General features: G+C 41.4%; 15 protein-coding genes. All 15 read left to right on the forward strand.

Features of this window, described 5'->3' with window-relative positions; genetic code table 11:
• Nucleotides 1-110: 110 nt before the first annotated feature.
• The 15 genes from NSQ74_RS13440 to NSQ74_RS13510 all read left to right on the forward strand — a co-directional run bounded on the left by NSQ74_RS13440 (nt 111) and on the right by NSQ74_RS13510 (nt 13434).
• Nucleotides 111-482, forward strand: a complete 372-nt coding sequence (locus NSQ74_RS13440) for a (2Fe-2S) ferredoxin domain-containing protein (protein ID WP_340823949.1) — start codon at nt 111-113, stop codon at nt 480-482.
• A gap of 3 nt (nt 483-485) precedes the next feature.
• Nucleotides 486-2162 (forward strand): precorrin-3B C(17)-methyltransferase, encoded by a 1677-nt coding sequence (gene cobJ / locus NSQ74_RS13445; RefSeq protein WP_340823950.1) that lies wholly within the window; start codon nt 486-488, stop codon nt 2160-2162.
• A gap of 14 nt (nt 2163-2176) precedes the next feature.
• Nucleotides 2177-3124, forward strand: coding sequence for a sirohydrochlorin chelatase (locus NSQ74_RS13450; protein ID WP_340823952.1), 948 nt, complete (start codon nt 2177-2179; stop codon nt 3122-3124).
• Nucleotides 3121-3882, forward strand: a complete 762-nt coding sequence (cobK, locus tag NSQ74_RS13455) for a precorrin-6A reductase (protein ID WP_340823953.1) — start codon at nt 3121-3123, stop codon at nt 3880-3882. The genes NSQ74_RS13450 and cobK overlap by 4 nt, the downstream gene beginning before the upstream one ends.
• A gap of 12 nt (nt 3883-3894) precedes the next feature.
• Entirely contained in the window at nt 3895-4554 is a 660-nt protein-coding gene (locus NSQ74_RS13460; RefSeq protein WP_340823954.1) for a precorrin-8X methylmutase, read from the forward strand.
• On the forward strand, nt 4554-5687 hold the full coding sequence (locus NSQ74_RS13465) for a cobalt-precorrin-5B (C(1))-methyltransferase (protein WP_340823956.1): 1134 nt from the start codon (nt 4554-4556) through the stop codon (nt 5685-5687). Before NSQ74_RS13460 ends, NSQ74_RS13465 begins: the two co-directional genes overlap by 1 nt.
• The gene (gene cbiE / locus NSQ74_RS13470; RefSeq protein WP_340823957.1) at nt 5644-6864 is read left to right on the forward strand and encodes a precorrin-6y C5,15-methyltransferase (decarboxylating) subunit CbiE; all 1221 of its coding nucleotides are present in this window, start codon (nt 5644-5646) and stop codon (nt 6862-6864) included. Before NSQ74_RS13465 ends, cbiE begins: the two co-directional genes overlap by 44 nt.
• The gene (gene cobI / locus NSQ74_RS13475; RefSeq protein ID WP_340823958.1) at nt 6857-7564 is read left to right on the forward strand and encodes a precorrin-2 C(20)-methyltransferase; all 708 of its coding nucleotides are present in this window, start codon (nt 6857-6859) and stop codon (nt 7562-7564) included. Before cbiE ends, cobI begins: the two co-directional genes overlap by 8 nt.
• Nucleotides 7564-8349 carry a precorrin-4 C(11)-methyltransferase gene (gene cobM, locus NSQ74_RS13480; RefSeq protein WP_340823960.1) on the forward strand — a complete coding sequence of 262 codons (786 nt, stop codon included), beginning with the start codon at nt 7564-7566 and terminating at the stop codon, nt 8347-8349. The genes cobI and cobM overlap by 1 nt, the downstream gene beginning before the upstream one ends.
• Complete coding sequence (locus NSQ74_RS13485) at nt 8342-9463, forward strand: cobalt-precorrin 5A hydrolase (RefSeq protein WP_340823961.1); 1122 nt, start codon at nt 8342-8344, stop codon at nt 9461-9463. The genes cobM and NSQ74_RS13485 overlap by 8 nt, the downstream gene beginning before the upstream one ends.
• Nucleotides 9464-9474: 11 nt before the next feature.
• Complete coding sequence (locus NSQ74_RS13490; RefSeq protein ID WP_340823962.1) at nt 9475-10842, forward strand: cobyrinate a,c-diamide synthase; 1368 nt, start codon at nt 9475-9477, stop codon at nt 10840-10842.
• Complete coding sequence (locus NSQ74_RS13495; RefSeq protein WP_340823963.1) at nt 10835-11473, forward strand: precorrin-2 dehydrogenase/sirohydrochlorin ferrochelatase family protein; 639 nt, start codon at nt 10835-10837, stop codon at nt 11471-11473. Before NSQ74_RS13490 ends, NSQ74_RS13495 begins: the two co-directional genes overlap by 8 nt.
• Nucleotides 11470-12237: a uroporphyrinogen-III C-methyltransferase gene (cobA, locus tag NSQ74_RS13500; RefSeq protein ID WP_340823965.1), complete on the forward strand. Its 768-nt coding sequence runs from the start codon at nt 11470-11472 to the stop codon at nt 12235-12237. Before NSQ74_RS13495 ends, cobA begins: the two co-directional genes overlap by 4 nt.
• 86 nt (nt 12238-12323) lie before the next feature.
• The gene (locus NSQ74_RS13505) at nt 12324-12884 is read left to right on the forward strand and encodes a nitroreductase family protein (protein ID WP_340823967.1); all 561 of its coding nucleotides are present in this window, start codon (nt 12324-12326) and stop codon (nt 12882-12884) included.
• A 13-nt stretch (nt 12885-12897) separates the two neighbouring features.
• Entirely contained in the window at nt 12898-13434 is a 537-nt protein-coding gene (locus tag NSQ74_RS13510) for a cob(I)yrinic acid a,c-diamide adenosyltransferase (RefSeq protein ID WP_340823968.1), read from the forward strand.
• Nucleotides 13435-13519: the final 85 nt, after the last annotated feature.

Genomic DNA, 13519 nt, shown 5'->3' on the forward strand with positions numbered 1-13519 from the left:
GCGGATACGTGTATATTCGTTTTTATTTTGGCTTCTATAAAACCTTTACTCTTCGATATCGAGTAAAGGTTTTTTCTTTTTCCTAAAAGTAGAATGAGGGGAGAAAAGCAATGACAACTTGGAATTTAGAGGGCATGAAAACCCATCTTTTTATTTGTAATGGTAGTAGTTGCATGAAAAAAGAAGCTGAGGAAATTACGCTCGCAATACGAGACGAAATAGAGAAATTAGCACTCGATAAGGAAATACATACGACAAGAACGCGTTGTAATGGCAGATGTAAAGATGCTTGTGTTGTGATCGCGTACCCACAGGGAAATTGGTATCGTATACCAACAGTTGAGCATGGTAGAACACTTGTACAAGATTTAAACCATGATTCTTTACACAGCGAGCATGTTTTTACACTGACAGAAGGTACGTTGCAACGTACCCCACAAACAACAGCCATTAAAGGCATCGACAAGGTGAAAGAGGGGTAAAAAATGGCGCAAAAAGGAAAGATTTTTGTTGTAGGCTTTGGACCTGGAGATTTCAAGCATATTACGACACGTGCTGTAGAGGCATTACAACAAAGTGAATTTATTATCGGTTATAAAACGTATGTTGAGCTCATTCAAGATTTAGTAAGTGCGAAGTCGATTGTTAGTACTGGTATGACAGAAGAAGTGTCACGAGCACAAGAAGCGGTACGTCAAGCGGAGGCTGGAAATATCGTTTCTGTTATTTCGAGTGGTGACTCAGGCGTATATGGGATGGCTGGACTTGTATATGAAGTACTAATTGAGCTTGGGTGGACGGAAGCAACAGGTGTTGAAGTCGAAATTGTGCCAGGAATTTCTGCTATTAATTCGTGTGCAAGTTTGCTAGGCGCACCGATTATGCATGATTCTTGCACGATTAGTTTAAGCGATCATTTAACACCTTGGAATTTAATTGCAAAGCGTGTGGAAGCTGCGGCGATGGCCGATTTTGTCATTGCGTTATATAACCCAAAAAGTGGTCGCCGTACACGTCAAATTGTAGAAGCCCAACGGATTTTACTAGAATATCGATCACCGGATACACCTGTAGGACTTGTGAAAAGTGCCTACCGTGATCGTCAGGAAATAACGATGACGACTTTAGCAGAGATGCTCGAGCATGATATCGGCATGTTAACTACAGTTATTATTGGAAATTCATCGACATTTTTCTATGACAATAAAATGATTACACCGCGTGGCTATCAGCGCAAATATACACTTGGAGAAGAAAAACAGCCTTTACGTCCACACCAGCGTTTAAGAGAAGAAAATGAGCCGTGGGCAATGAACCAAGAAACAGGTACTGCAAGTCATGACTTTGCTGCAGATCCAAATGCAGGACGTCTGAAAAGTAGTATTGCGATAGCACCTGCGCCTGTATCGGTACAAGAAAAATCATCTCTAGAAATGGCAGCAACTGCACTAGCCATGGTGAAAGGAACAACTGTCACAAAGGCTACAACGAAGTTAGTTCAGCAAAAAATGGAGTCGATTTTTGAACTTGCTGTTAGTCCTGGGGTAGCGAATAAATTTTTCACTCCACAGCAAATGATGACGTTAGCTGAAGTTGTGGGAGATGAAGGCACGATGGAATATACACCTGACCATCAAATTCATTTAAAAATTCCAACGACAGAGCCAGAAATTATTACTGAAAAGTTAAGAGAAGTAGGCTTTTTACTCGCACCAATTGGGGATGTGCTGTCATTAAAGGCTTGTGACTTCTGTTATGGCGAGAAGGCAGATTCAATTCCATATGCAGAGGAGATTCAAGCAAAACTTGGTGGGTTGTCGTTGCCTAAAACGCTGAACATTGGCTTTAATGGCTGTGGCATGGCGTGTTATCGTGCAGTATTTGACGATATAGGTATCGTCTATCGGAAAAGTAAATTTGATGTTTTTATCGGTGCGAAACCAGTAGGGCGTACTGCACATGCAGCACAGCCAGTTGTAGAGGGACTAGAGCCAGAACAGCTTATTCCGCTTATTACAGACATTATTGAGGAATATAAGGCAAATGCACATCCAAATGAACGCTTATTTAAGTACTTCAAACGGTTGAAAAAAATATTGCATTTTACGTATCAAGATATGTCGTCAAAAATAAAAGTAGAGCCAGCTCCGTGCGGCGACTAGTGAGGAGATAAAAGATGAAAGCAATTTTATTTGTTGGCCATGGTAGCCGTTTAGCAGCAGGAAATGACGAGGTACGAACGTTTATAGAGCAAATGACGCCACGTATCGATGAAAGCTTTTTAGTAGAAACATGTTTTTTAGAGTTTGCCTCGCCAAACATTGAAGATGGTATAACGAATTGTGTGAAGAAGGGTGCTACAGAGGTACATGTAATCCCGATTATTTTACTTCATGCTGGTCATTCAAAAATGCATATTCCAGCAGAAATCGAACATGCACGTGAGCATTATCCAAATATTACATTCACGTATGGACAAACAATCGGTATTCATGACGAAATTTTTGCTATTTTAGAAGACCGCTTAGCAGAAATCGACTTCAATACTGAGGAAGAACATAAAGATACTGCTATTTTATTAATTGCACGTGGTGGCAGTGACCCAGCGGCAAATGGTGATTTTTATAAAATTACACGTTTGTTATGGGAAAAACTAAACGTTCAGTATGTGGAAAGCGCATTTATGGGCGTGACAGATCCGCGTGTTGAAGAAGGCATTGAACGCTGTGTCAAGCTCGGTGCTAAAAAAATTATTATGTTACCGTACTTTTTATTCACAGGTATTTTAATGGAACGTATGAATGGCATGTGCAAGCAATTTAATGAGCAATATCCTGACTGTGATATCCAAATTGCTAATTATTTTGGCTACCATGATCGTTTACAAAATGTGTTGTTAAACCGTATTGAACAAGCTGTGAATGGTACATCAACAGGTATGCAGGATTTAGAAAATTATCGTGCTTATGCGGCGGTACATGGACATGCGCATCATCATCACCATCATGACCATGATCACGACCACGACCATGACCATGACCATGACCATGACCATGACCACCATCATGACCACGAGCATGATCACCATCACGATCATCATCATGACGAGGAGCTAGTAAAATGATTTTCATGTTAGCAGGTACGAGCGATGCAAGGAATCTAGCACTTGAATTGCAGTCAGTGGGCTATGCGATTACGGCTACAGTTGTTACTGATTCGGCTGCTACAAGCCTTGCAGAGGTAGGTCTACCACATTTAGTTGGTAGACTAACTGCTGAGGAAATGGCAGCAATACTTACAGAACAAGGGTATCGCTTAGTTGTCGATGCCTCACATCCATTTGCAGAGGAAGCTTCTAAAAATGCGATGGCAGCAGCAAAGAGTGCTGGCGTTCCATACATTCGTTATGAACGCGCAAATGAACATTACGAACACCCTCTTATTACAGTTGTTAAAGATTATGAGGAAGCAGCACAGTTAGCAGCTGTAAAACGAGGCGTGATTATGCTGACAACTGGCAGTAAAACACTTGCAACGTTTACAAAGGTGTTACAAGGCTTAGAAAATACACGTGTTATTGCACGTATGCTTCCTCGCCTTGATAATATGGAAAAATGTGAAGCACTTGGTGTGGCGCAAAGAGATATTGTTGCTATTCAAGGTCCCTTTTCAAAAGAATTAAACGAAGCACTATTTCGTCAATACGATGTTACATTGATGATTACAAAAGAAAGTGGCAAAGTCGGCTCAGTCGATGAAAAGCTAGACGCTGCACTTGCCTGTGGTATTGAAACGATTTTAATCGCACGACCAAATATTCAATATGGCCAACAATACTCCTCATTTGAGGAAGTACTACAAGCTGTACAACACATACTATAGGAGGCAAACCAAATGGATTTCAAAACAGATTTCAAACCATTAACAGTAGACCCAGACAAAATTTATGATTATAGTTTCTCGATAATTGCAGAGGAAATGGGCGAACATGATTTTACAGAAGATGAGTGGAAAATTGTCCGTCGTATTATCCACGCTTCTGCTGACTTCGAATTAGGACGTAGCGTCATTATTACACCAGGTGCAATTGAAGCAGGCATTAAGTCGATCCTTGCAGGTCGTCATGTCATTGCTGATGTACAAATGATTGAAAGTGGTTCAGGAAAAAAACGTTTCCAAAAGCATGGTGGGGATTTACACTGCTATATCGCAGATGAAGACGTTTCGATTGAAGCGAAAAAACAAAATACAACGCGTGCCATAATCTCAATGCAAAAGGCAACAAAATTACACGAAGGTGGCATTTATGCAATTGGAAATGCACCGACAGCCTTACTAGAGTTAATTCGCTTAATTAAAGAAGGCTTAGCGAAACCGGACTTAATTATTGGTATGCCAGTAGGCTTTGTGTCAGCAGCAGAGTCGAAAGAAGAGCTTTTAAAGCTAGAGGGGATTCCTTATATTACAAATGTTGGACGTAAAGGCGGTAGTACAGTGACGGTTGCTGCTTTAAATGCCGTTTCATTATTAGCGGACGAACAGGCGAAAAAATAATGGAGCGGAAGCCAAAAAAGGATCCTAAAGACATGCGTCACGGTTATACAACGGGAGCCTGTGCAACTGCAGTTACGAAAGCCGCTTTACTAGCCCTTATTACAAATGAAGAGCAGGAAACGAGTACGATTCATTTGCCAATAGGGCGAGATGCAACATTTACAATTGAAAAATGTACGTTTGGAAGCAACGTAGTAAGCTGTGAGACGATTAAGGATGCTGGTGATGATCCAGATGCGACACACAAAGCCCTTATTATTGGCACGGTAAGTTGGGCTGATACACCAGGGATACATTTAGATGGCGGTATTGGCGTCGGGCGAGTAACAAAGCCCGGCTTACCTGTTGCTGTTGGAGAAGCAGCGATTAACCCTGTACCACGTAAAATGATACATAGTACCGTGCAAGATGTGCTTGAAGAGTTTCAAATTAATCGCGGCGTTAATGTTGTTATTTCTGTACCAGAGGGCGAGGAAATTGCAAAAAAAACATTAAATGGACGGCTTGGAATTATTGGCGGCATTTCCATTTTAGGCACAAGGGGAACCGTCGTGCCTTTTTCGAGTTCTGCGTATATGGCAAGTATTGTTCAAGCTATTAGTGTCGCAAGGGCAGCTGGCTGTGAACATGTAGTTGTAACAACAGGTGGGCGTAGTGAAAAGTTTGGGATGGCCCAATATCCTACCTTACCTGAGGAAGCGTTTATTGAAATGGGTGATTTTGTCGGCTTTACATTAAAGCATTGTAAACGACTTGGCATTAAGCAAGTATCACTCGTTGGGATGATGGGGAAATTTTCAAAGGTGGCTCAAGGGGTAATGATGGTGCACTCCAAAAGCGCAGCCATTGATTTTAATTTTTTAGCGCAGTTAGCCATTGATATTGGGGCAGATGAAGAAACAGTAGCACAAGTAAGAGAGGCAAATACCGCATCACAAGTTGGTGAAATAATGGCTGAAAAAGGCTATGATGCTTTCTTTCATCACCTATGCGAGGCATGCTGTTATTCATCTTTACACCACATTAGAGGGGGCTTGACGGTCTCCACATCGATTTATTCGATGCAGGGACAATTATTAGGAAGGGCTGATGACATTGCATCGATCGATGAAATTGATTGGGATCGGGGATAACGGACAGGAAAGTTTACTACCACAGTATAGACAGTGGATTGAAGACTGCGAGGTGCTCGTAGGTGGTGAGCGTGTCCTTGATTTTTTCACAAGCTTTACAGGAGAAAAAATAGTCATTAAAGGTGGTCTTTCAACGCTTGTTGAAAAACTTTCCGAAGAAACGCGTAAGACAGTTATTTTAGCATCTGGTGATCCACTATTTTACGGCATCGGGGGCTATTTAGCAAAGAAGCTAAATATCGAAGTATATCCGTATATGAGCTCTGTACAGCTTGCGTTTTCAAAAATGGGCGAAAGCTGGCAGGATGCCTATGTAACTAGTATTCACGGGCGACCAATGAAAGGCTTAGCGCAACGTATTGATGGTAAAAAGAAAGTGGCATTACTAACAGATGCAGACAATAATCCAAATGCACTGGCACGTTATTTAAAGCATTTTGGTATGACAGAATACCGTGCTTTTGTGGCAGAAAATTTACAAGGTATTGATGAAAAATATGGCTGGTACTCTCTTGATGAATTAGAAGAAGCAGAATTTTCATCTCTCAATGTTGTGATCCTACAGCAAACGTCAGCTCCGAAGCGCTATGCACTTGGTATTGATGATGAAGAGTTTTCACAACGTAAGCCAGATAAAGGACTGATTACTAAAAAGGAAATTCGTGTATTAAGTTTGCAAGCAATGCAGCTTCAAAAGGACAGCACGATTTGGGATGTCGGCACATGCACAGGCTCCATGGCAATTGAAGCTGGTAAATTGGCACCAGAAGGTCAAGTGTATGCAGTGGAAAAAAATGCTCCTGATTTAGAAAATTGCCTACAAAATCAACAGAAGTTCCGTGTCGATGTAACGGCTATTCATAGTAAAGCTCCTGCAGGACTCGAGCATTTTCCAGACCCAGATGCGATTTTTATCGGCGGAACAGGTGGGGAAATGGTGGAGTTATTACAGCTGTGCTGTACGCGCTTAAAGCCCAATGGTCGCATTGTCTTAAATGCTGCTACAATTGAAAATTTATATAAGGCAGTTGAGGCGTTTAAAGCATGCGGCTTTGCAGTAGAAATTTTACAGGCGCAACTTGCACGTAGTAAACCAATTTTAGATATGACTCGCTTTGTCCCATTAAACCCGATATATATAATTTCGGCATATCGAAAGGAAGAAAATCATGAGTAATCTTGGTATTTTATATGGCTTAGGCGTAGGCCCTGGCGATCCAGAATTAATTACAGTAAAAGCATTCCGTGTTATCCAGGAGTCACCAGTTATTGCCTACCCAAAAAAATTAAAGGGTAGCAAAAGCTATGCACACCGCATCGTAGACGTTTACATTAATCCAGAGGAAAAAGATATGCTTGGTCTTGTTTTCCCAATGACGAAGGATGAGGCAGTATTAGAACGTGAATGGACGAAATCTGTTGAACTTGTTTATGGTAAATTGAAAGAAGGCAAGGATGTTGCATTTGTGACAGAAGGTGATCCTCTTTTATACAGTACTTTTATCCATATGATGAAGCTAATGCAGGACATGCATCCAGACGTAGAAATTCGTACAGTACCTGGTATTTCATCATTCAATGGTTCTGCATCACGTCTAGGCATTGCCCTTGCCGATGGAGATGATCGTGTCGCAATTATTCCAGCTCATGATAATTATGAAGCAATGCGTGAAGCAATTGAAAGTCATGATGCAGTCGTATTTATAAAAGTAGCAAAGGTTATTGATTTAATGCTAGAAGTACTGCGTGATTTAGACTTACTTGATAAAGCTTCCGTTGTAACAAAGGTTACATCTGATGAGGAAATTATTTGGGATGTACGTGAACTAGACGGTGTAGATTTAGAATATTTAACATTAATGGTGGTGCGTAAATAATGAAGAAAATTTATATTGTTGGTGCAGGCCCAGGAGACCCGGATTTAATTACTGTAAAAGGTTTACATATGCTACAAACAGCGGATGTTGTTATGTATACGGATTCGTTAGTCAATGAAGATCTTATTGCAAAGGCAAAGCCAGACGCGGAAGTAATTCGTACGGCCGGCATGCATTTGGAAGAAATGGTTGCGGTCATGGTAGAGCGTGTCAATGCAGGTAAAGTAGTAGCACGTATGCATACAGGCGACCCTGCGATGTATGGTGCAATCATGGAACAAATTGCCTTATTGAAGAAGGAAGGGATTGGCTATGAGGTCATTCCTGGCGTTAGCTCGGTTTTTGCTTCAGCCGCAGCAATCGGGGCAGAGTTAACAATTCCCGATTTAACACAAACGCTTATTTTAACTCGTGCAGAAGGACGTACACCTGTGCCTGAGTTTGAAAAGCTACGTGATCTTGCTAGCCACCATTGTACGATTGCGTTGTTCTTAAGTGCAACGCTAACAAAGAAAATCGTCAAAGAATTGCAAAGTGCGGGATGGTCTGATGATACGCCAGTTGCCGTGATTCAGCGTGCAACTTGGCCCGATCAAAAAATTGTTCGTACGACTTTAGTTGAGCTTGATGAGGCGATGCGTGTCAATGGTATACGTAAACATGCGATGATTTTAGCAGGTTGGGCATTGGACCCAAATATCCATGATAAAGATGAGTACCGTTCAAAATTATATGATGCGACCTTTACACATGGCTTCCGAAAAGGTGTGAAGGCAAGTGATTGAATTACAAGAAGGTGTACTTCCTGAAGTTGATCAGCGTAATCCTTATGCAGTTGTAGCCATTACGAAGCATGGTGTTCAAATAGGACGCAAACTACAGCAAACATTTGCGGCAAGCGATTTATATTATATGAGTAAATTTGAACATGGCGACGAAGATGAAAAGCATATTCAGCTTTTTACAGGTACGGTGCGTTTATTACTGCCAACACTTTTTAAGCAGTATAAAGGATTAATCTTAATTATTTCACTTGGTGCGGTTGTGCGCATGATTGCACCAATTTTACAGGATAAGAAGACCGATCCTGGTGTGGTTGTTATTGATGACCGTGGGGAAAATGTCATAAGTGTGCTATCGGGCCATTTAGGCGGCGCAAATGAGCTAACGCATGAGGTTGCAGCGGCGCTAGGAGCAAATCCTATTATTACAACAGCTTCTGATGTTCAAAAAACTATTCCTGTTGATTTATTTGGTGCACGTTTTGGCTGGGTTTGGGACAGTGCAGATAAGCTAACACCTGTTAGTGCCTCTGTTGTCAATGAGGAACACGTTGCGATTGTACAGGAAGCTGGGGAACGTGATTGGTGGATGCGTAATACACCAATGCCTGAGCAAATAAAAATTTACCCATCAGCACACGACGCGATTGAGGCGAAACCTCATGCTACGCTGTTCATTACCGACCGTATAATTGAACCCGAGGAAGAAGTGCTGCTAGAGAATGGCGTCATTTATCGACCAAAATCGATTGTACTTGGCATGGGGTGTAATCGCGGGACGGCTGTTGAAGAAATTGAACAAGTCATTGATGAAACGTTAGCTGAGCTGAAGCTATCGAAAAAAAGTGTAAAAGCACTGTGTACAATTGATTTAAAAAAAGACGAAACTTGTTTTATTGAAATAACAAAAAAATATGATTGGGAGTTTGTAACATATACTCCAGAACAGTTAAATGAAATCAATTTCCCATCACCATCTGAAACGGTATTTAAATATACAGGGGCATATGGGGTAAGTGAACCAGCTGCAATGCGCTATGCACAGGTCGAATCACTCGTATTACCAAAGAAAAAGTCAGGCAATGCTACGATTTCTGTAGCAAGATTAGTATTTTAAGGAGGGAGCCTATGCAAACAAATCGCTTTGTACTTGCAGGGACAGGTAGTGGTGTGGGCAAGACAACATTCACAATTGGCCTAATGAAAGCATTGCAGGAAAAAGGTAAAGTCGTGCAAGGCTTTAAATGTGGTCCTGATTATATTGACCCTAGCTACCATACTGCTGTGACAGGACGTGTATCGCGTAATATTGATAGCTGGATGTTTTCGCATGATGCGGTACGTGATATTGTTGCACGTGCGAGCATGGATGCAGACGTTTCGATTATAGAAGGCGTAATGGGCTTTTATGATGGCAAAAGTCCGTTATCTGACGAAGGCTCGGCAGCGGACATTAGTGTTGTGACAGAAAGTCCAGTTATTTTAATCGTTAATTGTGCAAGTATGGCTCGCAGCGTAGCGGCAGTTGTAAAAGGCTTTCAGCTACTATCTGACCAGCCAAACATTGTCGGCGTTATTGCAAACCAAGTAGGTAGTGTAGGCCATTATGAAATTGCCAAAGCTGCGATTGAGCAGGAATGTGGTATTCCGGTTATAGGTTATTTAAAGCGTGAAACAGGCATAGATATTCCAAGTCGCCATTTAGGGCTTATTCCTGCGATTGAACGAGGAGAGCTCGATTCATTTTTTGACAAGCTAGGTGCTTTAATGGCAGAGACGATTGATTTGGATTTATTACTGTCATTAACAAAGGCACCCGTTTTAGAAGAGACGGGTCAACTATTTGCTGAACAACCTGCAAAAAATATTTGTATTGCGGTAGCAAAAGATGCTGCATTCAACTTCTATTACGAGGAAAATTTAGCACTTTTACGAGCAAAAGGAGCAACATTGCAATTTTTCTCACCACTTGCAAATGAACCTGTGCCAGCCGAAGCAGATGGTTTATATATTGGTGGAGGCTTCCCAGAGGAATTTGCTGATACGCTAGCAAAAAATACTGACGTGAAAACATCCATTCGTGAAGCAATCGCGAAAGGTTTACCGACATTAGCTGAATGCGGTGGCTTTATGTATTTGACTGAGGCGATTACGAATAGTCAAGGTGAACGCCATGAAATGCTCGGTGTGATTCCTGGTGAAGTAGCGATGCAAACAAAGCTTGCGGCACTTGGCTATCGTGAAATCTTTGGGACAACGTCTAACTTTTTAATCGGTAAGGACGAACAAGCAAAGGGCCATGAATTCCATTATTCATCATATAGTGGTACTCATGACACTCCTGCTTACGAAACGAAAGGGCGTTTTGGCAATAAAGAAGAAGGTTACCAAACAGGGAATCTAGTAGCTGGCTATACGCATTTTCATTTTGTTTCGAATCCTAAGCTTGTTGAAAACTGGTTAACAGCATGTAAGAAGGTGAAAACAAATGACTAATTACTTTCCTATCCATTTAAATATCGAATATAAAACTGTTGTTATTGTAGGTGGAGGTCATGTAGCGACGCAAAAGGTTACGTCATTGCTACCAGCTAAAGCAAACATTGTCATAGTTAGCCCGACGTTACACGACACATTAGTGCCACTTGCAGAATCAGGGCAAATAACATGGCGTGAAAAAGAATTTGAGCCACGTGATTTAGATGATGCAACACTTATTATCGCAGCGACGAACGATACAAACGTCAACAATGCGGTACAAGAAGCGGCGCAACATTGGCAGCTCTTAAATCGAGCAGATGCACAGGGTGAGAGCGACTTTATAACACCTGCAACAATTCGTCGCGGTCATTTAGTGTTGACGGTTTCTACTTCTGGTGCAAGCCCAGCACTTGCACGCAAAATAAAAGAAGATTTAACTGAGCAATTTGATGCTGTATATGAAGATTACGTATGCTTTTTACAGCAAGCTCGTCTAATGGTTACTGCTAAATTTGATAAGGGTAATCAAAGACGTGCCGCATTACAAGCACTACTTGAGCCAAACTTATTAGCATGGACACGCAGTGGAGAGATTGACCGACGAGAGGCGTATTTACAACAACTATTGACGGGAGAAACGCGATGAAAGAGGGAATTGTATATTTAGTAGGGGCTGGCCCGGGAGATCCGAAGCTCATTACAGTGTATGGGCTAGAATGTATTCAAAAGGCCGATGTCATTGCATACGATCGTCTAGTGAATCCGAAATTATTAGATTTTGCAAAAAAAGATGCAGAGCTTGTGTACTGTGGTAAATTGCCTGGTAAACACCATCTAATTCAAGACGAAATTAATGCATTGCTTGTCGAAAGAGCGCAAGAAGGCAAAGTTGTAACTCGTTTAAAGGGTGGCGATCCTTTTGTTTTTGGTCGTGGTGCTGAAGAGGCGGAAATATTAAAAAATCATGGCATACCCTATGAAGTGGTACCGGGTATAACAGCTGGAATTGCAGCTCCTGCGTATGCGGGTATTCCTGTTACACATAGAGATTTTGCCACAAGTTTTGCACTAGTTACAGGTCACGGTCGCGAGGAAAAAGGACAAGATTTTTTAAATTGGCCAGCACTTGCAACTGGTATCGATACTGTCGCATTTTATATGAGTGTAGGCAATATTGCATATATCGCAAAAAAGCTTATTGACAATGGTCGCCCAGCGACTACGCCCGTTGCCGTAATTGAATGGGGTACAACTGAGCAACAGCGTACGATAACAGGACCACTAAACGACATTGCTAATATTATTGAACGTGAGGGTTATCATAATCCTTCTATGATCGTCGTAGGGGATGTTGTCAATGTACGTGAAAAAATTCAATGGTTTGAAGAGCAAGGGCTCGCTTTTAGCTAATGTTGCGATGGCACCTTGCTATTCTCTTATATAAATAGATAGACAGGCAAATGACAAAAGAGATGTACTTAAAGGAGGATAACTTCATGACAGTAATTGAAGCATTAAAAAAACGTCGTGCAATTCGCAACTATACAACTGAGCCTATTGAAAAGGAAAAAATAGAACAAATTTTACAAGCCGCAACGTATGCACCTAACGACCGTATGCGTGAACCTTGGCATTTTTATGTAATACAAGGTGACGCGATGAAACGTTATGAAGCAATGGCTAGTACATATTTGCAAGAACGTTTTCCAACGAAGCCTAATTTAGTAGAAAGTTCATTAAAGGTTGTTCAAACAACACCTGTTGCAATTGTTGTGACAGCCGATATTGTGGAAGATGATGAAGATGCAACCGAAGATAATATTTTTGCTGTATGCAGTGCGATTATGTCCATGTGGCTAGCAGCAGAGGAGCTAGGGCTTGGATTCGTATGGCGTACGCGAGGCGTTGGACTTGTTCATGATGCACGCATGCATACATTTATCGGTGCAAGTGAAAATCAAAAGGTTGTCGGTACTATTTTCATTGGTTACCCAGAAGAGCAAGAGCTTAAAGACAAAAAACGAACATCATTTGAAGAGAAAACAACTTGGCTTTAAGGAGGTAGGAAAAATGGCTAGAAAAGGCTTGTTTTTAGTATACACAGGTGATGGCAAGGGGAAAACGACAGCTTCCCTTGGCGTAACATTGCGTGCAGTAGGGCGTGGTTTAAATGTGCGTTATATGCAGTTTATAAAATCGCCAGAGCGTACGTATGGTGAACAAATTGCCCTATCGAAACTTGGGGTAGAAATGGAACAAATGGGCATAGGGTTTACATGGACAAAAACACCAGAGGAGCATCGTGTTGCATTAGCAAAAGCTTGGCAAAAAGCAAAGGAAGCCTTACAAGATGATAGTATTGATTTACTCGTTTTAGATGAGCTTAATAATGCATTGGCAATTACAAAGTTCCCAATTGATGACGTTCTCCCATTAGCTGAAGTACTCGAAGCCATTGCACAACGTCCTCCTACAATGCATCTTGTCGTAACAGGACGCAGTGCCAATCCTGCCCTTGTTGCCATGGCTGATTTAGTTTCAACAATTGATGCAACGAAACATTATTACGAAGAGGGAATTCCTGCTGTCAAAGGACTTGAATTCTAAATCCATCTGTCCAATTTTCGATTTTATATTCAATGGGGGGATATTCAGGAATGATTTAAAGTCACTGAATATAAGCTACTCTCCT

The organism is Lysinibacillus sp. FSL W8-0992, assembly GCF_038008685.1.
In the GTDB taxonomy this organism is placed as follows: domain Bacteria; phylum Bacillota; class Bacilli; order Bacillales_A; family Planococcaceae; genus Lysinibacillus.